The sequence below is a fragment of the Colwellia sp. MB02u-6 genome (assembly GCF_014077095.1).
Classification (GTDB): domain Bacteria; phylum Pseudomonadota; class Gammaproteobacteria; order Enterobacterales; family Alteromonadaceae; genus Cognaticolwellia.
In genome coordinates this window covers 352454-376454 of sequence record NZ_JACGVG010000036.1, presented here as the reverse complement: position 1 = coordinate 376454, position 24001 = coordinate 352454, and the positions used below count along the sequence as shown (strand labels likewise).

At 37.8% G+C, this 24001-nt stretch carries 21 protein-coding genes and 1 pseudogene; 17 read left to right on the top strand and 5 right to left on the bottom strand.

What is annotated here, in order from left to right; translation table 11 throughout:
- The first annotated feature begins 853 nt into the window (after positions 1-853).
- The 3 genes from H4J46_RS13605 to H4J46_RS13595 all read left to right on the top strand — a co-directional run bounded on the left by H4J46_RS13605 (position 854) and on the right by H4J46_RS13595 (position 4686).
- A complete protein-coding gene (locus H4J46_RS13605) occupies positions 854-3406 on the top strand; it encodes a TonB-dependent siderophore receptor (RefSeq protein WP_182233984.1) in 2553 nt (850 codons plus the stop codon).
- A 649-nt stretch (positions 3407-4055) separates the two neighbouring features.
- Entirely contained in the window at positions 4056-4232 is a 177-nt protein-coding gene (locus H4J46_RS13600) for a DUF1328 domain-containing protein (RefSeq protein WP_182233983.1), read from the top strand.
- A gap of 10 nt (positions 4233-4242) precedes the next feature.
- Positions 4243-4686 (top strand): hypothetical protein, encoded by a 444-nt coding sequence (locus tag H4J46_RS13595; protein ID WP_182233982.1) that lies wholly within the window; start codon positions 4243-4245, stop codon positions 4684-4686.
- A gap of 156 nt (positions 4687-4842) precedes the next feature.
- Here H4J46_RS13595 and katG read toward each other — a convergent pair whose 3' ends face one another.
- Both katG and H4J46_RS13585 read right to left on the bottom strand, forming a co-directional pair.
- Positions 4843-7017, bottom strand: coding sequence for a catalase/peroxidase HPI (gene katG, locus H4J46_RS13590; RefSeq protein WP_182233981.1), 2175 nt, complete (start codon positions 7015-7017; stop codon positions 4843-4845).
- A 275-nt stretch (positions 7018-7292) separates the two neighbouring features.
- Positions 7293-7442, bottom strand: coding sequence for an entericidin A/B family lipoprotein (locus H4J46_RS13585; protein WP_182233980.1), 150 nt, complete (start codon positions 7440-7442; stop codon positions 7293-7295).
- Between the two features lie 484 nt (positions 7443-7926).
- Here H4J46_RS13585 and H4J46_RS13580 point away from each other — a divergent pair, with 484 nt between their 5' ends.
- The 3 genes from H4J46_RS13580 to H4J46_RS13570 are packed head-to-tail and all read left to right on the top strand — an operon-like array spanning position 7927 to position 9631.
- Positions 7927-8604: a CsgG/HfaB family protein gene (locus H4J46_RS13580; protein ID WP_182233979.1), complete on the top strand. Its 678-nt coding sequence runs from the start codon at positions 7927-7929 to the stop codon at positions 8602-8604.
- A 15-nt stretch (positions 8605-8619) separates the two neighbouring features.
- A complete protein-coding gene (locus H4J46_RS13575; RefSeq protein ID WP_182233978.1) occupies positions 8620-8973 on the top strand; it encodes a DUF4810 domain-containing protein in 354 nt (117 codons plus the stop codon).
- Between the two features lie 10 nt (positions 8974-8983).
- The gene (locus H4J46_RS13570) at positions 8984-9631 is read left to right on the top strand and encodes a GNA1162 family protein (protein WP_182233977.1); all 648 of its coding nucleotides are present in this window, start codon (positions 8984-8986) and stop codon (positions 9629-9631) included.
- Between the two features lie 171 nt (positions 9632-9802).
- Here H4J46_RS13570 and H4J46_RS13565 read toward each other — a convergent pair whose 3' ends face one another.
- The gene (locus H4J46_RS13565) at positions 9803-10030 is read right to left on the bottom strand and encodes a hypothetical protein (protein WP_182233976.1); all 228 of its coding nucleotides are present in this window, start codon (positions 10028-10030) and stop codon (positions 9803-9805) included.
- A gap of 385 nt (positions 10031-10415) precedes the next feature.
- Entirely contained in the window at positions 10416-10766 is a 351-nt protein-coding gene (locus H4J46_RS13560; protein ID WP_182233975.1) for a hypothetical protein, read from the bottom strand.
- 192 nt (positions 10767-10958) lie between these two features.
- Here H4J46_RS13560 and H4J46_RS13555 point away from each other — a divergent pair, with 192 nt between their 5' ends.
- The 6 genes from H4J46_RS13555 (at position 10959) to H4J46_RS13530 (ending at position 16130) form a co-directional block, all read left to right on the top strand.
- A complete protein-coding gene (locus H4J46_RS13555; RefSeq protein ID WP_182233974.1) occupies positions 10959-11735 on the top strand; it encodes a SapC family protein in 777 nt (258 codons plus the stop codon).
- 191 nt (positions 11736-11926) lie between these two features.
- The gene (locus H4J46_RS13550; RefSeq protein ID WP_182233973.1) at positions 11927-12064 is read left to right on the top strand and encodes a hypothetical protein; all 138 of its coding nucleotides are present in this window, start codon (positions 11927-11929) and stop codon (positions 12062-12064) included.
- Between the two features lie 83 nt (positions 12065-12147).
- Positions 12148-12774, top strand: a complete 627-nt coding sequence (locus H4J46_RS13545; protein WP_220463025.1) for a YjaG family protein — start codon at positions 12148-12150, stop codon at positions 12772-12774.
- A 160-nt stretch (positions 12775-12934) separates the two neighbouring features.
- A complete protein-coding gene (locus H4J46_RS13540; RefSeq protein WP_182233972.1) occupies positions 12935-13897 on the top strand; it encodes an adenosylmethionine decarboxylase in 963 nt (320 codons plus the stop codon).
- A 3-nt stretch (positions 13898-13900) separates the two neighbouring features.
- Positions 13901-14092, top strand: coding sequence for a hypothetical protein (locus H4J46_RS13535; protein WP_182233971.1), 192 nt, complete (start codon positions 13901-13903; stop codon positions 14090-14092).
- Between the two features lie 445 nt (positions 14093-14537).
- Entirely contained in the window at positions 14538-16130 is a 1593-nt protein-coding gene (locus tag H4J46_RS13530) for a serine hydrolase (protein WP_182233970.1), read from the top strand.
- 107 nt (positions 16131-16237) lie between these two features.
- Here the strand turns inward: H4J46_RS13530 and rsmD are convergent, their stop codons facing one another.
- A complete protein-coding gene (rsmD, locus tag H4J46_RS13525; protein ID WP_182233969.1) occupies positions 16238-16828 on the bottom strand; it encodes a 16S rRNA (guanine(966)-N(2))-methyltransferase RsmD in 591 nt (196 codons plus the stop codon).
- A gap of 175 nt (positions 16829-17003) precedes the next feature.
- Between rsmD and ftsY the strand changes: the two genes are divergently transcribed.
- From ftsY to H4J46_RS17345, 5 genes and pseudogenes are all read left to right on the top strand, one after another.
- Complete coding sequence (gene ftsY, locus H4J46_RS13520; RefSeq protein ID WP_182233968.1) at positions 17004-18182, top strand: signal recognition particle-docking protein FtsY; 1179 nt, start codon at positions 17004-17006, stop codon at positions 18180-18182.
- Positions 18183-18199: 17 nt separating this feature from the next.
- Complete coding sequence (gene ftsE, locus H4J46_RS13515) at positions 18200-18901, top strand: cell division ATP-binding protein FtsE (protein WP_182233967.1); 702 nt, start codon at positions 18200-18202, stop codon at positions 18899-18901.
- Complete coding sequence (ftsX, locus tag H4J46_RS13510) at positions 18891-19868, top strand: permease-like cell division protein FtsX (protein WP_182233966.1); 978 nt, start codon at positions 18891-18893, stop codon at positions 19866-19868. The genes ftsE and ftsX overlap by 11 nt, the downstream gene beginning before the upstream one ends.
- 275 nt (positions 19869-20143) lie before the next feature.
- Positions 20144-21007, top strand: coding sequence for an RNA polymerase sigma factor RpoH (gene rpoH / locus H4J46_RS13505; RefSeq protein WP_182137088.1), 864 nt, complete (start codon positions 20144-20146; stop codon positions 21005-21007).
- A 441-nt stretch (positions 21008-21448) separates the two neighbouring features.
- Positions 21449-23850: pseudogene (locus H4J46_RS17345) on the top strand (TonB-dependent receptor plug domain-containing protein).
- Positions 23851-24001: the final 151 nt, after the last annotated feature.

The window sequence follows — 24001 nt, the reverse complement described above, 5'->3', positions numbered from 1 at the left end:
TCCAAGGTAAACAATACGGTTATATTTGACGAACGATATGCAGTTAATTGAAAAAAAATTAAGTTAATATAATCAAACTTTAGCATTGTGCAGGGGGTATTTTCTGCTATTGCCAGTACCCATCGTCAGACCAGATAAGGCTCTGAAAATATTGATTCCAGCTAACTTAATGTATGGCATTAGTGGGTGTCTTGAACCATCACGACAACACTTTAATCATCCTGGGATGCGCTCATGTATTAACACTGCAGCACACTGGCATGATTGATTTTTATTTCAAAGGTAGAGACTAGCTATATTCATTATTTATTAAGATAAGCTTACTCTTGGCACAGTTTTTTTGTTGTTGATACTTTTTACATCAGTAAAATTTCACCTGATCTTTAGTGATGAATAAGGTTTAGTGAGTATATTTGAGTGCCAAATATTTTTTTGTTAACAGTTGCTAAGCGTGAATGATAAATATTTGCAACAGCTAATTAACATACTTAAGTTATTGTACTTATTTACAGCAAAGTAGCGCCAAAAAGAGGTTTTTTGCCGAATAAAATTAGTACATAAATAAAGTGAACTTTTGCGATGAGTTGTGTTATGTTTACGATTAATGGCATGGCAAACAAAAAACTATGTCTTAAGTTTAAGCGGTAAACCATTAGTAGCGAATCCAGGGAGGATAGGTTGGAAGCGCTCTTGATGGTTTTTTTGTTCCAAAAACTACTGATTTGCTTTATTTTACGAAAATGGGAAGTGTAAAAGACCAAGAGCAAAAAAACACAAAAAAATACAAAAATACAAAAATACAACTATAACTATAAAAATACATAATAAAATACTGATACTAGAGGAAGAGAACATGTCATCAACATTTAAAATAGCTACCTTAGCTTTAGCGGTAAATATCGCTTTAGGTACTGCACCATCATTCGCTGCTGAAAATGATGCAGAGAAAGTTAAAAAAGAAAACATTGAACGTATCGCTGTTGTAGGCTCTCGTGGTGCACCACGTTCAGTTGATAATTCACCGGTTCCTATTGATTTAATTGGCGCAGAAGAGCTAGAAAGATCGGGTAATACCGATATGCTTGAATTGTTAAAAGGTACTGTACCTTCGTTTAACGTACAGAGTAACCCAATATCAGATGCTGCCAGCTTAGTTAAACCCGCTAATCTTCGTGGTCTTTCATCAGACAGTACGTTAATACTTGTTAATGGTAAACGCCGTCATCGTGCTTCTGTTATTGCATTGTTGGGTGGTGGTATTAATGACGGTGCTCAAGGCCCTGATATTTCAGTTATCCCAAGTTCTGCTCTAAAACAAGTTGAAGTTTTACGTGACGGTGCTGCAGCACAATACGGCTCAGATGCTATCGCAGGTGTAATGAACTTCGTCTTAAAAAATGATGCTGATGGTGGTTCATTAAACGTACGTCATGGTTCATATTATGAAGGCGATGGCGATACGACTGAAGTCTCTGGTAATATTGGTATGGCATTGACTGAAGATGGTTTTGCTAACCTTAGTTTTCAATATAAAAATGCTGATGCTACAAGTCGAAGTGAACAACGTCCTGACGCTCAAGGTTTTATTGATGCCGGCAACACAGATGTTGAAGCGCTAACTCAAGTTTGGGGTTCTCCAGAAGTTAGTGATGACATCACTATTTTTGGTAACTTCGGTTTAGATATCGGTAACGACCGTGAAGTTTATATGTTTGGTAACTTCTCTGAACGTGATGTTCGTGGTGGTTTCTATTATCGTAATCCTCATAACCGTGGTGGTGTCTACTCTAATGACGACGGTGCTTCATTATTGATTGGCGATCTTGCGCAAACTCAAGGTGCTGATAGAACTTGTCAACCTGTAGCTGTTACTTCGGGTAATGTGTTAACTCAAGATGATTACATTGAAAATGTTGCAAATAATGATAATTGTTTTTCATTCAATGAATTAGCACCAGGCGGATTTACACCTAACTTTGGTGGTAACATCGTTGATACATCAATAACCATGGGAACACGTGGTCAGTTTGATGATACTTTGTCTTATGACGTCAGTGGTTCTGTAGGTCGTAACGAATCAAGCTACGTTATCTACAACACGTTAAATGCGTCATTAGGTCCTGAAACACCGCGTGACTTTAATCCAGGTAGCCACGTTCAACTTGAAAAATTCTTTAACATTGATTTAGTTAAAGAACTTGAAGTCGGCATGGAGATGCCACTAATTATTGCTGGTGGTTATGAATACCATCAAGAAACCTTTGAAGTGAGTGCAGGTGACGAAGCATCTTTTACCGCAGGTCCATATACAGACCAAGGTTTTAGTATCGGATCTAACGGGTTTCCTGGCTTTAAACCCTCTTCAGCGGGTTCATTTTCTCGTCAAAACTATGCGCTTTATCTTGATGTTGAAGCACAATACACTGAAAACTTCTTAATGGGCTATGCCCTACGTTTTGAAGATTACAGTACTTTTGGTAACACCACTAACTATAAAGTAACGGCACAATACAATGTGACAGACGACTTTTCGTTACGTGGCTCTGTAAGTTCAGGCTTCCGTGCTCCAACTGTTGGTCAAGCTAACTACTCAAACGTACAAACTTCTCTTGACGACGGCATACTAGTTGATTCTGCGTTATTAGCGGCGTCTAACCCTGTAGCTAAGCAGTTGGGTGCAACTGAATTATCACCTGAAGAATCAGAAAGCGTTTCATTAGGTGCGGTTTGGGAAATAGAAGGTATTCATTTCACACTTGATTATTATAACATTGAAGTAACTGATCGTGTTTCTCAGTCTGCTAAAGTTAATTTAACTCCTGCAGATAAAGTGAAATTAAAAGCAGATGGCGTGCCAAACGTAGATTCAATTCAACAAGTAAGTTTCTTTACTAATGATTTTGATACTACAACTCAAGGTGTTGATTTTGTTGCTAACTACTCTACTTCATTGTTAAATGGTGATACTACATTCGGTCTTGCTTATAACTGGAATGAAACAACAGTTGATAGATTCTCTGCTGTTACGGGTGACTTTAAAGTATCTCGTTTAGAAAATGACTTACCTAACCATCGTGCGACCTTTACTTGGTCACAAAGCTGGGATGAAGTTAGCATGTTTACACGTGTAAACTACTACGGCGAATACCAAGGTGTTCATGCTGACTCTAGCGGGTTAAGCAAAGATGCAGACGCGGCCGTTACTGTTGATCTTGAAGTTAGCTATCACATAATGGATGACTTTAAAGTAAGTGTTGGTGCTCAAAACCTACTTGATCAAGATGCAGAAGCATTAGATTTTGGTCCTGATACACCAAACAATCTTCTTGGTGGTAAGTACTATGAAACATCACCATTTGGTTTTAACGGTGGTTTCTACTACGTAAAAGCAACTTATAGCTTTTAAATTACCTATACTGAGTATGCTCTTGGGTAAAGTTGACCTGCCAATTATCTAGGTATAGCTTTATTTACAGATGAATTTTTCAGTAAGTTAATAATCCGAAATCAAGCAATTGATTTCGGATTTTTTATGTTTAACAGCAAAGAAAATGAACAATTCGTTTTAACTTCACTGTTATTGAACTTATAAATTGATTAATCAAACTTCACCATTGCAACGCTTATTTCAGACAGCAAAATAGCTAGCTACTTAGGTAAGCCTGTACTGAAAATCGTAATAAAAAGATAAAGTTCACCAGTAAATATGGTGGTGGATAATGGCAGAGTAATCAGTACTAAGTCATGGTCACTATTACTGATAGTTAATTTTTACTGAAAGTTATATTGTTTATTCTGTAAATAAGTACGTTTTATAAAAATGTGGCTATTATTAAGTCATCTTAGCAATAAGCTAAGACAAAAATATATTAACTCCCGCTAAACGTTATAGCTATTTTGTCTGTATAACTTTCACTTAGCGGTGAACTAGCGTTATTAAATCAAATGTATAATGAAAGATAATAACTTAGTTATCCGTGGATTAGCTTGTTGTTGGTATAAATGTAGTCTTAAGTTGGTGGAGGTTTTTCATTTAATAAACGGAGGAATCTATTATGCTAAACTGGGTGCTTACTTTTTTAGTTGTTGCGATTGTTGTGGCAATATTTGGTTTTAGTGGTATTTCAGGTACAGCCGTAGATATTGCAAAAACTATCTTTTTTATCTTCGTTGTGTTGTTGGTTATCTCATTAATCGCCAATGCAGTTCGTGGTAAATTACCAAAAATTTAGGGAAAAATTTATGACTTTTATAAAAAAACTATCAACTTTACTTATTATCTTTGTTGCCATGTTCGGCTTAACAGCTTGTAGCGATAAAGAGGCAGAAGAAGTGGGTAAAAAAGTAGAAGAAACAGTTAAAGATGCTAGTAAAATGACTCAAGGTGCGGGTGATAAAGTAAATGAAATGAAAGAAGATGCTAGCAAGGCCATTGATGCTGCAGGCGAAAAAGTGAATGAAATGAAAAAAGACGCGGGTAAAGCTCTGGAAAATGCAGGCGAAAAAGTAGAAGAAATGAAGAAAGGCGCTGGCAAGGCTATTGAAAACGTGGGCGAAAAAGTAGATGCAATGAAAGAAAGTGTCAGCAATAAATTTGGTGAAATGAAAAAAGATGCAGATAACACCATTAAAGATACTTGTGAAAAAACAAAAGAGGGTGTAGATGCTAAAGATGACGGTTGTTAGTCTATAGTATGTAAATTCTAAAAGGCCTATTTAGGGCTTTTTTTTTGGCTAATACTCTTTGCATTAAGTCAGAGAGCAATGATAAGTGAGTGTAAATATCCTCGCACCCGATTACTCAGGTGCGAGGATATGATTGGCAAGATTATTAGCTAAACATTATGCTAAATCGAAACGGTCAGCGTTCATCACTTTGGTCCATGCGGCAACAAAGTCGTGGACAAATTTTTCTTTATTATCGTCTTGTGCATAAACTTCACTATAAGCACGAAGGATTGAGTTCGAGCCAAAGATAAGGTCAACGCGTGTGGCTGTCCATTTGACCTTATCTGTTTTACGTTCGCGAATTTCATATAAATTATCGCCAACTGGCTGCCATTTATAGTCCATATTCGTTAAGTTAACAAAATAGTCGTTCGACAACACACCTTCACGTTCGGTAAATACACCATGCTTGCTACCACCGAAATTAGTGCCTAGCATACGCATGCCACCAATCAGTACAGTCATTTCATGAGCAGCTAAACCCATTAACTGTGTACGGTCAAGCATCAGCTCTTCAGCGCTAACACTATAGTCAGCTTTGAGCCAATTACGATAAGCGTCATGCAGAGGTTCAAGTACTTTGAATGACTCAACATCGGTCATCTCGTCAGTTGCATCACCACGTCCAGGGGCAAATGGTAGTGTAATATCAACACCAGCCGCTTTTGCTGACTGCTCAATACCGACATTACCTGCAAGGACAATAACATCAGCAATACTCACGCCACTTTCGTTTGCAATAGTTTCTAGTGTAGCAAGCACTTTAGCTAAGCGTGTAGGCTCGTTTCCTTGCCAGTTATTTTGTGGTGCAAGTCGAATGCGAGCACCGTTAGCACCACCGCGCTTGTCAGAGTCACGGAAAGTTCTAGCGCTGTCCCATGCTGTGGCAACCATTTCGCTAACAGTTAAATCACTAGCCGCTATTTTTTCCTTAACGGCATCAACATCATAACCTGTCATACCTGTGGGTACGGGATCTTGCCAAATAAGATCTTCTTGCGGTACTTCTGAGCCTATGTATCGTACTTTTGGGCCCATATCGCGATGGGTCAGTTTGAACCATGCACGGGCAAAAACGTCAGAGAAATATTCAGGGTCATTGGAAAAACGTTGTGAAATTTTAAGATAAGCCGGATCCATTTTTAATGCCATATCTGCATCAGTCATAATGGGGTCTTGGCGTATGCTAGCGTCTTCAACATCAACCGGTTTATCTGTTTCTTTAATGTTCACGGGTTGCCACTGCGTAGCACCGGCTGGACTCTTTTTTAGTTCCCAATCATGGTTAAGTAGCATAGAGAAATAACCATGATCCCACTGTGTAGGATGAGTGGTCCATGCACCTTCAATACCACTGGTTACGGTATCGCGACCAATACCACGCTTAGTTTTATTGTTCCAACCTGTGCCTTGCTCTGAAATATCGGCAGCTTCTGGTTCTCTGCCAAGTATTGAGGCATCGCCATTACCGTGACATTTCCCCACCGTATGACCTCCGGCAGTTAAGGCCACGGTTTCTTCATCATTCATCGCCATGCGTTCAAAGGTAACACGCATATCATGAGCTGTTTTTAATGGGTCAGATTTGCCGTCTACACCTTCAGGGTTAACGTAGATTAATCCCATCATTACTGCAGCCAATGGGTTTTCTAAATCGCGCTCACCAGAATAACGGCTATTTTCGCTGCCACTAGGTGCAAGCCACTCTTTTTCAGCACCCCAGTAGATGTCTTTTTCTGGATGCCAAATGTCTTCACGACCAAAGGCGAAACCAAAGGTTTTCAACCCCATAGATTCATAGGCAATAGTGCCGGCGTAAGCAATTAAATCTGCCCAGCTAAGTTGGTTACCGTATTTCTTTTTGATTGGCCAAAGTAGACGTCGTGCTTTATCTAAATTTGTGTTGTCGGGCCAAGAATTGATCGGGGTAAAACGTTGATTACCCGTAGCGGCACCACCTCGTCCATCAGCAATACGATAGGTACCGGCGGCATGCCAAGTCATACGAATCATTAAACCGCCATAATGTCCCCAATCTGCGGGCCACCAGTCTTGGCTGTCAGTCATCAGTGCGTGCATATCTTTGTTGAGCGCGGCAATGTCGAGATCTTTAACCGTATCCCGATAATTGAAATTCGTGCCCATAGGATTGGTTTTATTATCATGTTGATGAAGGATGTCGAGGTTTAGCGACTTAGGCCACCATGTCATATTTGTCATCGAACTCTCTGTAGCACCACCGTGCATCACAGGACATTTTCCACCAGATGTTGTTTTATCGTCATTCATATTTTGTTTCCTTTTGTGAAGTGATAGAGATATATCTAAGTCATAAACCAATTTGGCATTATTACTTAGAGTGATCATGTCAAACTACAAGCAAACTGTTTAAAGCGCCAATATTACAAATATTTTATTATCTATTGAAATTCAGTTAGATAGGCATACATTAATAGCCAAAAAATACAGTTGAAATATGATTTTTCTCTATTTGATATGATGGCTAAATACGCATTTTCAAGTGACGTTACTAGAAGAGCTAAGCAGCGATACTCAGTGTTATTTTAGCCTTTAGCAGCATTTTGAATGGCTTCACCCGCTTTTTCGAGATCCTTACCTGCACCATCAATGGTGGCACAAGCACCTAAGGCACTACTTAGTAATAATACCGTTAATATCGATTTAATCTTTGGGTAGTATGTTGTGGCTGTCATTTCCTGTTCCTTTTAGGGTATTAGTTATTAGCTTGTCGCGATACAGAGAATATCCTGTTAGGTGTCATTTCATGGTCATTAGAGTGTGGCGCAACTCAATGCATTTGCTTTTAATTGAGTCGCTAAAGCCCGTGTCGTTAGTAACCTTATCATTACTTATATCACAATATTTAAGTTCATAATGCTACTAAGAATATTGCCATATTTAGCACCATAGTCCAGTATTTTCATAACAAAAGGATAAAAAGCTAATCGAGATGAAAATGAATACAGTCTTTAGATTTTCTCATGAAAATAAAAAGTAAATTAAAAATAGTGGCTAGATTAACCGCCAATAATGAAAGGCTGATTAGGGGGGAATCATCTTTAAACATCAGGACAAATATTCATTCATACTCTTGCAAGATATTGATGATGTTCATATTTTCTTTATTTAAGAGAAAAGTTAATACATAATGCTTCTTTTTTAAAGGAATAAGTCATTATGAAATTAATCAGAATAAAGTCGTTTAGCTTGTTTTTAATGTTAGCGGCATTAATCTCTGGCTGTGCTACAGAAAGCCACCAAAAAGTCACTATCATCCCTGTAGAAACTAATAAAACAATTTACAACGGTCCAAAATCAACACTGGTATTAGGTGAATTTAATAATCGTTCAAACTATATGCAGGGATTGTTCTCATCAAATATAGATAAACTGGGCAATCAAGGGAAAACCATTCTTAAAACCCATTTACAACAAACCAACCGCTTTAAAGTTGTGGATAGAGAGAACTTAGCCAATTTAAAAAAAGAAGCTGAGTTATTGGGGATTAAACAAGAAATTAAAGGTGCTCGATACGTTATAAGTGGAGGCGTTACTGAATTTGGTCGTAAAGTTATTGGTGATAAGCAATTGTTTGGCATCTTGGGTTCAGGAAAGAGCCAAATAGCCTACGCTAAAGTTTCACTCAATATTATTGATGTGTTGACTTCAGAGATTATCTATTCAACGCAAGGTGCTGGTGAATTTCAATTAAACGAAAGACAAGTTATCGGTTTTGGCTCTAAGGCTGGTTATGATGCCACACTTAATGGCAAGGTTTTGGACTTCGCCATTAAAGAAAGTGTGAATAATATGACAAGAGATTTAGAAAACGGCGAGCTGAATTTCGTTTTATAATAATAAGAGAAATGTATGAAAAATAAAGTATTAACTATTTGTATGGCAGTTTTATTTATTTCTGGCTGTGTCTCAAATAATACCCAGTATTACTGGGGAGAGTATGAAAATTTAGTCTATAAAACACATCACACACCCGGTGAAGTGCCTCCAAGTGTTCAAATTGAGCAACTACAAACTGATATTGAAAAAGCTCAAGCAGCAGGTAAGCCAATTCCGCCTGGTGTCTATGCGCATCTAGGTTTAATGTACGCAGCTAATGGTAACAAAGCACTTGCTTTAGCATCATTGACGAAAGAAAAAGAACTATTCCCTGAATCTGCAAAATTTATTGATGGTTTAATCAAGCGCTCATTAACTAATAGCTAAGGATATAAAAATGAAGACAAATATTTTCAAAACTGCTCTCGTATCAATCCTTATTTTATCTGGTTGTGCTTCAGTTGAACCCTATAACTACAATGCCTTACAACAAGCTGCACCTCGTTCTATTTTAGTGCTTCCGCCTATGAATAGCTCAGTTGAAGTAAACGCGCCATACTCGTATTTATCAACAATATCTCAACCACTTGCAGAAAAAGGCTATTATGTATTCCCTGTTTCGGTGATTGATAGCTTTTTAAAAGAAAATGGCTTACCTACGCCAGCTGAAATGAATGGTATCGCCTTAGATAAAATTGATGAAATTATTGGTGCTGATGCCGTACTTTATGTTGATATTCAAGATTGGGGGCAAAAATTCCAAATATTATCATCGGTAGCTGTAGTGCAAGGTCAGATAAAACTTGTTTCTGTTAAAACAGGTGAGATATTATGGGATTCAGTTATTAGTGCGCAATACAATCCGAATAACAATAGTGGTGGCGGTTTAGTGGGGGCATTAGTAGGTGCTGTTGTGTCACAGATAGCAGGTGAAATTTCTGACAATTCACCACTAGTGGCAAGAATGGCAAATACTGCGGCATTTAATTCACCTAAGCGTGGCTTACTTAATGGGCCTTATAAAATAGAAAAAAATCAAAAGTAAACTTATAAAATTTGACTCATTAGCTGAGTAACATTTAATAAGGTGTTTATTGACTGACTTTTGCTTGATAAATAAAGGCTCCTGATTGAATTTAGGAGCCTTTTTTATTCTAGTCATTATGTAAAAGAAAATATTATTTTTAAATGTTTAACATACATTTAACATCCTGTCTTAGGCTATTTCACCAATATTTTTCAAGCGTTTTTTGTTGTTGTAACTGTGATAATAAAGCAGAGAAAACAAGATGATACCGGCAACAGAAATTAGTAGTAGAACCGTGGCAATAGGTAAGGTAAACCATAAGTTTTCGCTGTCTTGCCAATAACTTATATCATGTAATCTTTCGGTTATATCTAACCGACAAAAAAGCTGTTGTGAAAATCTCGCCCGTTGTTGCATCGATTTGAATTTCCTAGTTCGACTTTGCCCGTACTTTACTTATGCATTTGCCAGGAGATTATTTTTGCTAGCTTTACAGTTTTGGCAATGCTTATACTTGCTCAAAGCTGATACGGCAAAAGTGGCAGAAATAGTAGCAGCCATAATGGTATTGAAGTTTAGTTTTATGTGGTAAACCTGATGATTATCACATCAGATCTTTTTTTGAAAATAGCATAGTCACTTACAACGAATAATTATTCTCATTTGGTTTTTAAGTGTTGATCAAAAGGCGTTTGGAGAAAATTCTTATGCGAATTACTAATCGTAATTAAGGCAGGATAAAGCTTATATCAGCAGATTAAATGCTTGTCAGTAAGGTATGATTCAAGCTGTGATGTATAAGTTATTTTTTTATGATTATGTTGTTAGTTATGCTATTAACTAAACGTTTTAAATAATAAAGCTTGATAAGCTTTATAGTTGGGATGAAGCCACCAAGTACTAAATCTTGGTAGGTATAGCCTGTGTCTGTCGTGGTTATCCAGCGCGAGATCAATCTCATGCGTAGCCGAAATTTAGCTTTATAGCCATCAATGGCGACAAAGTAAGCTAAGGACTTTTCGGTTTCGTTTTTAATTTTTACTTGGCTAAAACCATTAGAAGATTCGCCAAAGGTGAGGGTTATTTTTGGCAAAGCCCAGATAACTGGACTAATAATAAATGCCGTAGCACAAAGGTATTTGATGATTTTCATAGATTAAAGTACTGTTTTTAAATGGTTTTAATTAATTATTTTTATGGAGAAGTTTAAGTATAATTAAAATTAACTCCAGCTAATTTTGATTATACCATTGAAAGCGTTATTAGGTGTCTCCATAACTAATAGCAACGAAGAAGTGTCAAAAACGACAACGCTTAAAATACGCAGTAAAAAGAGAACTTATTCATGGCTAACATTACTCCGATTAAAAAAGAAACTCATCAGAAAATTAAAATCGCTGCCAAGCGCGATTTATCAAATGTATCTAATCAACATATTGCACCAATTACCGCTCCTGAGTATTCTCAAGCAGCAAGCAGCTATCCTATTGTACTTGTTAAAGATCAAGGTACAGAGCGCTACCGTAGTGTGGTAATGCTAGGTTTAGAAGCGAACGAAAACTTATATTATAAAGAAGATTCTTGGCAAGCAGTTTATGTTCCACAAAGCATTTCAATGGCACCCTTTTCTTTAGGTTTAGACCCAGAAAAAGAGAAAACATTAACGGCTTGTGTTGATTTAGATAGCAAGTTTGTGGGTGAAGATAAAGACCATGAATTATTTGATGCTGAAGGCAAAGACACTGAGTTTTTTCAAGGTGTACAAGATTCACTAGGTCGTTTATACGATAATGAAGTGATGAACGAAAAATTCATTAAAGAATTGCTTGATAATGACTTATTGTTAGAACTTGAACTTAATATTAATTTTGCCTCAGGCGAAAGTAAAAAACTTGTCGGTTTATATAATATTAATGATAAAAAAGTTCAAGAGTTAAGTGACGACAAAGTTTTAGATTTCCATAAGCGTGGTTTATTCGTGCCAATTTACGCCATGTTAGGTTCAATTGGTCAAATTAATCGTCTCGCACAATTACGTAACCAGAGTGAATCTACCGCTAAAGTAAATGCTATTCGATTTACACCTGTTACTACTGAAGCTGAAACTGTAGCTGAAAAGTAATAGCACAGTAAGTTACTCTTAGAAAAGGACCGTTTGGTCCTTTTTTTTCGAGTGAAATTTAGCTTTTTAAGCCGAAATTTTTTCTCAAGGCAGATAGTGAAAAAACAGCAACAAGAAAGCCTAACCACTAAAACACTGAATTTAACGTTTGTACTAGCAGCTGACAGCAAGAAAATAAAGACAAACAAGAAGTGGAATATAACAAAACACGCGAAACCATAAAGTATCTTGGTGATGAAAATACTGAGCTAAACCTGAAACTTGAACAACAAGTTAATGCGCTTAAAGATAAATTAACCGAGTATCGCTTACGCTTTGATTATGCATAGAAGCAGTTAACAAAACTCAGTAAATAAACTGCTAATTTCGTTGGAATCCTTATATACTAATTACCAACTTTTTAGCAGTGAAAATGAGAGCTTACGTGGCGATTAACCTACCTTTTAGCAAATTAAGTCAATGGCAGCAGGTGGCATTTAGTGCTGCATTACTTGAGCGCATGTTACCTAATTATCAAATGTTTGCTGAACATGTTGAATTTGGTGACTTTAAGGTCTTGAGAAATCAACTTGATCTTATCTGGCAATGGTTAGATAAAGCTAACCGTTGCAAAATTAACTATGATGCCCAAATTGCTAAGCTTGAAGAGCAAGTACCGGATCCCGATGATTTTGATTTTTTGGGTGTTTTTCCAGCCTTAGATAGTGCCATGGCATTAATGTCGTTATTTCAAGGCATGCAAGACCTAGAAAGTGATAGCTTGAGCAATATCAGTAAATTGTCAGGAAATAGTGTCAGTTACTATGTTGAGTTGAGCTTAGCTCAGCAAATTGATGAAATAACTCCTGATGAAGAAGAGATAGTGATCTCAGCGCAACAAATTGCTGAACATCCATTAATGCAGTGGGAAATAGCCACACAAAATGAGCTATTTGAATTTTTAACTACGGCTAGCGAAAACAAAGCCAGTTGTTTGCAGGCAAAAGCTATGGTGCTAGAAGAAGGTTTATCTAATTTAGGCATAGACATTAACGCTTAATTTTTAGTGGTTAATTAAGCCCAATAATTAAACCCAATTTAAGTTGACGTTAAGCTCGTAACCTTTTTTTTTGTAAAATAGTGTGCTGTTTTTACTATAGAATTTGGCAACTTAATATGACGCCATCAGCGATTGCTGTTATGACGTTGAGGATATGTTTTTGTTTTTTGAAGGTTCAGAAAAAAAAGCTCAAATTGTGGTCAAAGACAAGAAAATTTCGCTACTTGATGATATTACCGATGACTTTTGGACCGCGTTTGTTCAATGTTGTAATGCGCAAATTTTGTCGTCAATTCGTAATGATGACTGTAAAGCTTTTTTGTTATCAGAGTCGAGCTTATTTGTTTGGCACGATAGGTTATTAATTTTGACCTGTGGCAATACCCGATTAGTACATTCGGTCGAATTTTTTATCCAGCACATCGGCATGGATAAAATTAAGCAGGTTATTTATCAACGTAAAAATGAATATTTTTCCCATGCTCAGCCCAGTAGTTTTGGTGACGACATTAAGTTGCTCGGGCAATATGTTATGGGTAAAGCCTATCGTTTTGGTGAGTTGGACAGCCATCATAACTATATTTTTCATCAGGATAACAGTTTTCAAGCCGATAAATTAGATAAAACCTATGAACTGCTTGCATATCAAATTAGCGATCGAGCTTCTGAAAAGCTGACCACAGTGGGTTTAACAGCACAGGAAATTCGTCAATTTTTACAATTAGACAAATTCTTTGCTGACTTTACCTTAGATGATTTTGTTTTTGATCCCTTTGGTTACTCTGTTAATGCGATTAAAGGGAAAGAATATCTCACTATTCATGTTACGCCTCAAGCTAACAGTAGTTACGTAAGTATTGAATCCAATATTAATTTAATAAAAATAGCGGCTGATTTTTTAGCGATACTAGCACCAAAGTCGTTTGATTTACTGAGCTTTAATGACTTTGACTTTGCTAACTTAACCGATGAGTTTATTCCAAAAAATTATGTGAGTAAATCCTTAGTAAGCGAGCATTTAAGCAATAATTATTTCGTTTGTTTTGCTAACTATATCTTACCGCAGAAAAAATTTATGCAAGCAACGGTGCTTGATTTAGCAGGAGAAAACCATGCACTGTGATTTTTGCGTAGAAGAAAAATTTCAAGACTTTTAGGTTTAAAATTTAAAGTAAAAAAAGTACTTTTTTCAGGAAAAAGTGAATCTAAAACGGTTGATGTGGTTGAAACTAAAGGCCATGGCAAAATGTTACTCAAGGATGGCTTAATTATGGTGACCGAACGTGATGAGTTTGCTCACCATAGTATGCGATGGTAGGCCATGGATATTCAGCGAGCACTTTTAAAAGTGCTCAATACGGTATTTACACAAAGTTATTTGTATTCATTTAGTAAGTTAACTTACCCTGGTGGTTTGTGAAGCTTTACTTTGCCATTAAAAATATCACCCAGTGCATGACTTTGACAAGCAACCTGTTGCAGTAAGTGGCCTAGATTTTCATTATTATAACCAAGCTTTACACAGCGCCGCGTTTGCCTTACCTAACTTTGTTAAAAAAGGTTTAGCGGGTTTAATCAATAATAGTTAACTGTTACTTCTCCTTAAACGTCATAATTTCATATCAAATTATGACGTTATCAAACTAGTGTTGCAGCCATCATTTGTTCAGTCTGTATCCTTTTGTGATGAATGCTACTATGAATGAAAGACCACAACTTCGTTAGCGTTATGACAAGGAACAACAATAAAAATAGGACGGTAAATGAAATTACCTTATGCATGGTTATGGGTTAGCGCACTACTTTGTTCTCCCTTGGGCTTTGCTAAAGTGGCAGATCAAACTGTCAGTGGCAAGATCGCTAATATTGAGTTGTCAGTCAGTAAAGCTATGGCAGCATTTCAAGTGCCCGGCATTGCTGTGGCAATTATTAAAGATAACGAAGTTGTGCTAAGTAAAGGCTTTGGTGTACTTAAGCAGGGCAGTAAAGAAAAAGTGAATGCCGATACCTTATTTGGCATTGCCTCAAATACTAAAGCCATGACCGTGGCATTGTTATCGGCTTTAGTAGACGAAGGGAAATTGACTTGGAAAACTAAAGTTATTGATATCATTCCAGCGTTTCAACTACCCGATGCCTATGTTACGCGAGAATTTACTATCATTGATTTATTGTCGCATAACAGTGGCTTAGGCTTAGGTGCTGGCGACTTAATGATCTGGCCAGAAACCACGTTAAGCAATCAAGACGTTATTAAAGGTTTAAAATATTTACCCCAAGTGTCGAGCTTTCGCAGTGAATTTGCTTATGACAACCTAATGTATGTTATTGCGGGTGAGATCATTGCCAAGCTCACAGGTAAACCTTGGCAAGAGGTTATTCAAAGCCGTATTTTTGAGCCATTAGGCATGGATAATACCCGCGCAACTTTCTCTTTAATCCCTAAAAGTAATCAAAATGTGGCTCGCGCTCATGTGTTATTAGATGGTGAGTTGCATGTTGTTGGTGGAAATTTCTTAGAGAGATTTTCATCAGCAGGCTCGGTTGCATCCAGTGTTAATGATATGGCGTTATGGCTTAAAGCTCAGCTTAATCTTGGACAATACGGTGTTGATGGTGTTAAAGCGTTAAGGCTTTTTAGTGAACAGAAAAGTCATGAAATGTGGCAAGCACGTACGCTTTTACCGGTTTCATCACAAGCTAGCGAGCAAGATAAAACGCATTTTTATGCTTATGCGTTAGGTTGGTTTGTTAAAGATTATCATGGCGTAAAAGTCGTACAACATACCGGCGGCATATTAGGCATGGTGTCAAAAGTGGTGATGGTACCAGAAGAGAATTTAGCCATGGTTATTTTAACCAATCAACAATCAGGTTTTGCTTTTAATGCCTTATCTCAACAAATTTTGACTGAATATCTTGAACAGCCTAAAAAAGATTGGGTTGCGCATTATGCTAGATTGCAGAAAAAAAATAATGCTAACAAAAAAGCACAGTTAGCCAAAGTGGCTGCAGCCGCCGATAAAAGTTCAACGCTTTCTTTACCGTTAGCAAGTTATGCGCAAAGTTATGTTGATGATTGGTATGGTGAAATAGCTATTAGCTTAGAAAACAATCACTTAGTTATGCAGTTTGCTAATACCCCAATACTGCATGGCACCTTAGGGCATTATCAGCACAATACTTTTATTGTGCGTTGGGACGATCGCACCTTAGAAGCTGATGCTTATGTGAACTTTAATTTAAACCCTAATGGCAGTATTAGCTATGTCAGTATGAAAGCAGTGTCTTGGGCGACAGATTTTAGTTTTGATTTTCATGATCTAAAATTGTGGCCTAAATCTTCGGGTCAATAGTATGAGTGACGAATAAAAAAAGCGCCTGGTGACGATTTTTAGCACATTTCAATCAACTTAAATAAATTTAACTTGGGGTAAATAAGGCTAATGCTTAGGTTCTGGTCTTACTTTGAACTATTTTGGTAGAGTCGATACATGACTTGGCCAGCTATCTTTTCTTTTAAAAGTTGCCAATGGCTTGGCATTATTTGTAGGTTATCGTCAGCTTCCATTTCAACATAGATCAATGCCTCATCAGTTAAGCCTTTTTCGACTAATAACTCAGCGGCTTTTTGTGCTAGGCCTTTTCTAAAAGGTGGATCAATAAACACTAACGAATAAGCTTGTTGGTTACTGTGCAAAAAATTTAAGGCATTTTGCTGTATTACTCGGATATTATTGGCTTTGAGTAAGGCTTTGTTATCGTTTAATTGCTGAGCTGCTGATTTATTTAACTCGACTAAAATTGCTGAACTTGCGCCGCGAGATATGGCTTCAAAACCTAGCCCACCAGAGCCTGCAAAGCAATCTAAGCAATTAGCGTCTTGAATATAAGGCATGAGCCAATTAAAAACCGTTTCTTTGACACGATCGGTAGTTGGCCGCAAACCATCAGCCATTAATACGGGTAATTTACGACCACGGTGTTGGCCTGCAATAATACGAATATGGCCTTTTGGGGCGCTTTTTTCTGATTGTTTTTTGACTTTGTTCATAACTTAAACAGCTTTTGTTTTTTGTCGGCAGGTTAGGTGATACTATATCGACAATTTTATCCTTGTTTACCCGCGAATAGCAATTAATCTAATGAATTGTTCAAGTTAGAACATGTTTTAGATAGATGGTTTTAGTAGTAAACCTCTACATCAAATTAATATTGTAAATACATTTATGTCAAAGAAAAAAGGTATGTTTTCCTGGTTAGGTCTAGGTAAAAAACAGCAAGAAAACGCGGCCTCAGTTGTTGAGAATGTTATTGACGAGACTGAGCAAGTAGCGGCCTCTGAAGAGCATTTAACCACTGATGCGATGAGTCATGAAGAAAAACTGGCTCAAAATAATCAGCAAACACCGGCAAAAGAGCTTGCAATTGACAGTGCCGTTACTGAAGACTTACCTGCAGAGCCAGAGCCAGAGCCAGAGCCCAAAGTTGGCTTTTTTGCTCGTTTAAAGCAGGGCTTAACTAAAACACGCCAAAATTTAGGGGGTGGGCTTTTCAGTTTATTTAGCGGTAAAAAAATTGATGAAGCGTTATTTGAAGAACTCGAAACTCATTTGTTGCTAGCAGATGTAGGTGTTGAAACCACGACAAAAATTATTACAGCGTTAACAGAATCTGCATCGCGTCAGCAACTAAAAAATGCCGAAGCTTTATATGATTTATTAAAAGCTGAGCTGAAAAAAATTATTGAACCTGTTACCCAGCCCCTAGTGATTCCATCATCTAATAGCCCTTATGTTATTTTAATGGTTGGCGTTAACGGGGTGGGTAAAACTACCACTATTGGTAAATTAGCTAAGCAATTTCAGGCCGAAGGTAAGTCGGTTATGTTGGCAGCAGGAGACACCTTCCGTGCTGCGGCTGTTGAACAATTACAAGTATGGGGTGATCGAAATGATGTGCCTGTCATTGCTCAACATACGGGTGCTGATAGTGCCTCGGTTATTTTTGATGCTATCAGTTCCGCTAAAGCGCGTGGTGTTGACGTGTTAATAGCCGATACGGCTGGGCGCTTACAAAATAAAAGCCATTTGATGGAAGAGCTGAAAAAAGTGGTGCGAGTAATGAAAAAACTCGATGTTAATGCTCCCCATGAGGTGATGTTAACGCTCGATGCGGGTACCGGACAAAATGCCTTAAGCCAAACTAAGCTTTTTAACGAAGCTGTGGGTTTAACTGGATTAGTATTAACAAAACTTGATGGTACTGCAAAAGGTGGTGTTGTTTTTGCTGTGGCGGATAAGCATGCTATTCCCATTCGCTACTTAGGTGTTGGTGAAGGTATTGATGATCTAAGGCCATTTAATGGCAGTGACTTTATTGATGCCTTGTTCACACGCGAAGCATAAGAGTAATAAGACTTGATATGATCCGATTTAATAACGTTAGTAAAACCTACCCAGGAGGATTTTTAGCACTTAAGAAAGTGAGTTTCACTATTGCTCCTGGCGAAATGGCGTTTTTAACGGGTCACTCTGGCGCTGGTAAGAGTACCTTATTGAAACTCATGAGTGTGATGGAAAAGCCAACGGTGGGCAGTATTGAGATCAATGGTACTGAATTATCTACCATTAAGTATGCACAAATCCCTTACGTACGGCGTGGTATTGGTATGATTTTTCAAAGCCATAATTTGTTACCGGACCGCACTGTCTTTGATAATGTTGCGCTGCCTTTGATTATTGAAGGCTATAGCCACAAAGAAACTCGTAAGCGTGTTGAAGCGGCACTTGATAAAGTGCATTTAACCAGTAAATTAAAGTGCTTTCCAAATATGCTTTCGGGTGGCGAACAGCAACGTGTCGGCATTGCTCGAGCGATCGTTAATAAGCCACCGATATTACTAGCAGATGAGCCTACGGGTAATTTAGACCCTAAGCTTTCATTAGATATTATTCGATTATTTGAAGAGTTTAATGATATGGGCATTAGTGTATTAATTGCGACTCATGATCTAGGGTTAATTGCCCGGATGAGGTATCGCACACTGACTTTAAAGCAAGGTCATATGATCACCGATGGTATTGTTGATGGTTTACAAACGATAAGTGAACGTAATGGCAGCTAGTGACACTCGCCACAATAATAGTCAGCATTTAAACTGGACCGGACGTATTACTGCCAGAGTTTTACGGCATTTGCAGCAAGCTATAGGAAGCTTAGGTGACTTGTGGCGCACACCCTTTACTTCGGTGATGACCGTACTTGTTTTAGGTATTAGTTTAACCTTGCCTGCCACTTTACATTTGTTTGTAAAAAACACCCAAACGGTGACCGAACAGTGGAATTCTGCCTCAGAAATCACCTTGTTTTTACAGCTATCAACCTCAGACAAAGTTGCACAAAACCTAGTGCAACGTATTCAGCTTTACCCTGAAGTAGCCAATGTTATTTATATTTCTGCTGAACAGGCATTAACTGAGTTTAAAGTGAGTTCTGGTTTTGGCCAAGCATTGGAATATTTAGATGAAAACCCATTGCCGGCAACCTTATTGGTAACGCCAATTAAACGTTTTAGCCAGGCACAAGCTGCCCATGAGTTATTACTTAAATTAGAACAAGAGCGTGCTGTTGATCAAGGTAAACTAGACTTGGAATGGCTAACTCGATTACAGGCCATAGCTGCTCTGATAGAAGATGTTGTTATCGGTATCGCCATATTATTGTGTTTATCCGTAGTCTTAATTATTGGCAATACCATTCGATTGGCCATACTTAACCAAAAAGATGCGATTGCTGTGATGAAATTAGTGGGTGCGACAGATGATTTTATTCAGCGGCCATTTTTATATGCTGGCATTTGGTACGGGTTACTCGGTGGTTTTGTCGCGAGTATTTGTGTCGCTATTTTAGCTAACTATATTTCTGGCGCTTTACGCCAGTTAACTGATCTGTATCAAAGCCAATTCGTTTTATCAGGCTTATCATTTAACGAATTAGCGATACTACAACTCACGGCAATAGGCTTAGGTTTATTAGGCAGTTTCATTTCTGTACGTCAGCATATCCGAGCAATTGAGCCAACCGCAGATTAATATCCTCTGTTTGTAGTTGCTTTTTTTACTCACCACCTTGTAATTTATACTGATTTTCATCTTGGTGACAAATTTTAACAAATTATTCATGAAAAAACTGGCAGAGAGTATTGTTTCACTCTGTCTTCTAAGCTAGTGTTAGTTGATTAAAATCATGTTGATCTTTCATGCACCCTGTGCCGTATTATTTTTGTATATCACTAAAATGAGCATCTTGAGGTGGTTTGGGTGTTTATGTTATTATCATCGGCCAGATTAGATAGAGGAGTTATTAAATGAGTGAAGCAATGCAATCAATGGCGTTAACTGTGCCCAAAAGTGGCAGCATTGAGGCATACGTGCAATCGGCATATAGCATTCCAATGCTAACAGCTGAAAAGGAGCGTGAATTAGCAACTCGTTTATATTCTGAAAATGATTTAAAAGCGGCGCAAGAGTTAATTATGTCGCACCTTCGTTTTGTTATCCATGTTGCTAAAGGTTATGCTGGCTATGGTTTACCACAAGCTGACTTAATTCAGGAAGGTAACATAGGCTTAATGAAAGCGGTTAAACGCTTTAATCCAGAAGTGGGTGTGCGTCTAGTCTCATTTGCTGTACATTGGATCAAAGCTGAAATTCATGAGTTTGTGCTAAAAAATTGGCGTATCGTTAAAGTTGCCACTACCAAGGCACAAAGAAAATTATTTTTTAACCTACGCAAAAATAAAAAGCGTTTAGGTTGGTTTAGTCACGATGAAGTCCATAATGTTGCTGAAACCTTAGGTGTAACACCCAAAGATGTTTTGGAAATGGAATCTCGGATGAGTAATCAAGACCAAGCATTCGAATTATCAACTGATGATGATGATAATGCCAGCGCTAGTACTTATTCTCCAGCGCAATATTTAGAAGATAAACAATCCGATCTTGCTACTGAAGTAGAAGATTCGAATTGGGAGCAGCATGCCAATAAAAGGCTAAGTAATGCTTTAGTTGGTCTTGACGAGCGAAGCCAAGATATTATTCGTACGCGTTGGTTGCATGACGAAAAAACCACCTTACAAGAGTTAGCGAATAAATATGAAATATCAGCAGAGCGTGTTCGACAATTAGAGAAAAATGCCTTAGCAAAGTTAAAAGGTGCAATGGCAGCGTAGTGCTAAAAAAACATAATTTAAACCGGCTTTCTGCCGGTTTTTTTATGTGCAAAATAAACTGCCTGTTTTGGTTACATGGCTTTAAAGCATGATAATAGAAAACTATTTATAGCGACAACATATTATTATGATTATAAAACAACCATTTAAACCTAGATTAAGGGTTGATTTTTAACATGAAATAACAGGTTCACAATAAAAATTACAATACTCCAACGTTAGATGACAACTCTTCAACATTAAATAACAAACCTTACTGAACTTTTGTCGCAAAATTACTTTACGTGATAAAACACCATTTTATAAAAAAGCTATAATCGATGTTTGGAGAATTTAATGTATTCAGAAAAATTTTTAAGCCATGCTATTCGCGTTGCTTTACTCGCAGGTACAACTAGCTCTTTAGTTGTTGCTGGTTAGGTCAGTGCTGCAGAAGAGCAAATGGTAAGTGTTGAACGTATTCAGGTAACAGGCTCACGTATTAACCGTACTGATATTGAAACAGCCAGCCCAATAACGGTAATATCGTCAGAATTTATTGCTCAAAGTGGTTACACCTCAGTAGCAGAAATATTATCGGCACAGCCTACTGCTGCAGGCATGAGTTTAGGTGCTACTACTAACAACGGCTCAGGCGGCACGGCAACAGTAAATTTGCGTGGTATGGGTGCTCAACGCACTTTGGTACTATTAAATGGTCGCCGTATGGTGTCATCAGGCACAGGTGCTGATTCAGCCGTAGACTTGAATACCATACCTGTTGCCATGATCAAAAAGATTGAAATTCTTAAAGATGGTGCGTCTGCTGTTTATGGTTCTGATGCTATTGCCGGTGTAGTTAATATTATTACTAAAAAAGACTTCGTTGGTACTGAGTTAACTATTGAAGGCAGCCAAACTGATAAAGGTGATGCTACCAGTAAAGGTATTAATATCTTACATGGCGTAGAGCTAGCTAATGGCAATTTAGTTTTAGGTTTACAGTATTCTGACCGTGGTGAAATCATTCAATCTGACCGTGATTTTGTTGAACCGGGTGCATCGTCATTTATTCCGCAAAGTTCTTTAGCGGGTCTAGTTGCAGATGAATCAGGTGGTTTTAAATCAAGAGACACCTCATACGACTATACTGTTGATAGTTATGCACAAACACCCAATGAATTATTAAGCTTCTTTACGGCTTACAATGCTTCGCTAGATTCAGATACTGAGCTCAATGTTGATTTAATGTATACAAGCCGTAAATCTAATCAGCAATTAGCACCACAGCCAGGAACTTAGATCTAGCCACCAATAAGTTGAATTCTATACATATTGACAACATTCAAGACGTTTTTGATGAACTTAATTCAGCTATCGATGATCCCGATGATTACCATGTTATTGATGATAAAGTAAATTACCGACGTCGTATGATTGACGCTGGCCCACGCATTTACTCACAAGAAACTGATACTTATCGCGCGTCAATTGGCCTTAAAGGCTATTTAGAGAATGATGCTATGTGGGATATTTCGGCAACATACGGTCGAAATGACTCGAAAGACAGTGTTCAAAATTCGATTCATGCCGGTAATATGGCAACCAGTATCTACCACGACCAAAGCACTTGGTTCAGTGGCGAAGCATTTGATAAAAGTGTCTTAGTGTCTGAAGGCATTATATACAATGAGGAAAACGAAGGCGGCAATGAGCAATTCACTTTAGCTGCCGGTTATAGCGGCGTAACTGAAAGCGATATTGGTTATGCGCTGGGTTTTGAAACCCGTCATGAAAGTGGTTACTATACTCCTGATGAAGTGACTCAAAAAGGTGAAAGTACCGCAGCACAGCAATTTGCTACTGACGGTAACTATTCTGTGCAATCAGTTTACGGTGAAGTCTCAGTGCCAGTCACTGATGAGTTAACCTTTGAAGCTACTTCGCGTTACGACCAGTATTCTACTTTTGGTGGTGAGATAACGTGGAAACTAGGTGCCACATATCAAGTGAATGATTCTTTTATGGTGCGTTCAGTAGCCGCTAAAGGTTTTAGAGCACCGAGTGTAAGTGAATTATACGGCGGCGACAGCGGCTCTTATGACTATTTGAGTGACCCATGGGGAAATGAGCTAGATCCACAAATTAAAGTCAATTACACCAGTGATGAAGACTTACAGCCTGAAGAAAGCGAGTCATTTACTTTGGGTGCTGTGTTGGAGTTAACTGACAACCTTTCTACGACAATAGATTACTGGGCATTTGATATTACCAACGCCATTAGCCGCGTTGATGTTCAGCAAGAATTAAATGCCTGCTTTAATGGTGTTCAAGCTTCATGTACAGCGGTAAATATTACGGCGGGTGGTGATTTATCTGACCTAAGCGCTCAATTAACCAATATAGGATCGCAAAAAACTTCAGGTATTGATTGGAATGTCAGCTATAGCCACGACTTGTTTAAAGTTACTTTTGATACCACGTACTTAATTGAATTTGAACAAGATGACACAGATTACACCGGTACTATTGATGGCAATATTGGTGGTTATGCTGACTTTAAGTCTAATTTATCGATTTCTGGCTATGCCACTGAAGATTTAACCGTACTTTATAGTGCACAGTTTATTCGTGGCATGGATGGTGAATATTACGGTGAGCAATTCGCCACTGATAATATTATCTACCATAACATTTCTGCCTCATACCATATTAATGACCAATGGGCTGTTAATGGCGGCGTTAAAAACCTTTTTGATACTGAACCTGAGACAGTACTTGGCGGTAATGATATGGGCACAGTACCGAGTATCTATGATGTGGTAGGCCGAAACATGTTCATTAGTACCTCTTATAACTTTTAATTAACTCAAAGCCTAGGTTAATGACTTGGATTATCTTAAAAAAGCGATGGCAAAACCATCGTTTTTTTTAAGGTTAGCTGATGAAGTAGTATGCAATATCTTGGATTTATTTATACTGGTTAATGAATGGCAGCTTAAAAATAACGCTCAC

Bases quoted from the DNA above. Each gene is read 5' to 3' on its own strand.
- H4J46_RS13605 (WP_182233984.1), top strand. From the start codon at position 854: ATGTCATCAACATTTAAAATAGCTACCTTAGCTTTAGCGGTAAATATC.
- H4J46_RS13600 (WP_182233983.1), top strand. From the start codon at position 4,056: ATGCTAAACTGGGTGCTTACTTTTTTAGTTGTTGCGATTGTTGTGGCA.
- H4J46_RS13595 (WP_182233982.1), top strand. From the start codon at position 4,243: ATGACTTTTATAAAAAAACTATCAACTTTACTTATTATCTTTGTTGCC.
- katG (WP_182233981.1), bottom strand. From the start codon at position 7,017: ATGAATGACGATAAAACAACATCTGGTGGAAAATGTCCTGTGATGCAC.
- H4J46_RS13585 (WP_182233980.1), bottom strand. From the start codon at position 7,442: ATGACAGCCACAACATACTACCCAAAGATTAAATCGATATTAACGGTA.
- H4J46_RS13580 (WP_182233979.1), top strand. From the start codon at position 7,927: ATGAAATTAATCAGAATAAAGTCGTTTAGCTTGTTTTTAATGTTAGCG.
- H4J46_RS13575 (WP_182233978.1), top strand. From the start codon at position 8,620: ATGAAAAATAAAGTATTAACTATTTGTATGGCAGTTTTATTTATTTCT.
- H4J46_RS13570 (WP_182233977.1), top strand. From the start codon at position 8,984: ATGAAGACAAATATTTTCAAAACTGCTCTCGTATCAATCCTTATTTTA.
- H4J46_RS13565 (WP_182233976.1), bottom strand. From the start codon at position 10,030: ATGCAACAACGGGCGAGATTTTCACAACAGCTTTTTTGTCGGTTAGAT.
- H4J46_RS13560 (WP_182233975.1), bottom strand. From the start codon at position 10,766: ATGAAAATCATCAAATACCTTTGTGCTACGGCATTTATTATTAGTCCA.
- H4J46_RS13555 (WP_182233974.1), top strand. From the start codon at position 10,959: ATGGCTAACATTACTCCGATTAAAAAAGAAACTCATCAGAAAATTAAA.
- H4J46_RS13545 (WP_220463025.1), top strand. From the start codon at position 12,148: ATGAGAGCTTACGTGGCGATTAACCTACCTTTTAGCAAATTAAGTCAA.
- H4J46_RS13530 (WP_182233970.1), top strand. From the start codon at position 14,538: ATGAAATTACCTTATGCATGGTTATGGGTTAGCGCACTACTTTGTTCT.
- rsmD (WP_182233969.1), bottom strand. From the start codon at position 16,828: ATGAACAAAGTCAAAAAACAATCAGAAAAAAGCGCCCCAAAAGGCCAT.
- ftsY (WP_182233968.1), top strand. From the start codon at position 17,004: ATGTCAAAGAAAAAAGGTATGTTTTCCTGGTTAGGTCTAGGTAAAAAA.
- ftsE (WP_182233967.1), top strand. From the start codon at position 18,200: ATGATCCGATTTAATAACGTTAGTAAAACCTACCCAGGAGGATTTTTA.
- ftsX (WP_182233966.1), top strand. From the start codon at position 18,891: ATGGCAGCTAGTGACACTCGCCACAATAATAGTCAGCATTTAAACTGG.
- rpoH (WP_182137088.1), top strand. From the start codon at position 20,144: ATGAGTGAAGCAATGCAATCAATGGCGTTAACTGTGCCCAAAAGTGGC.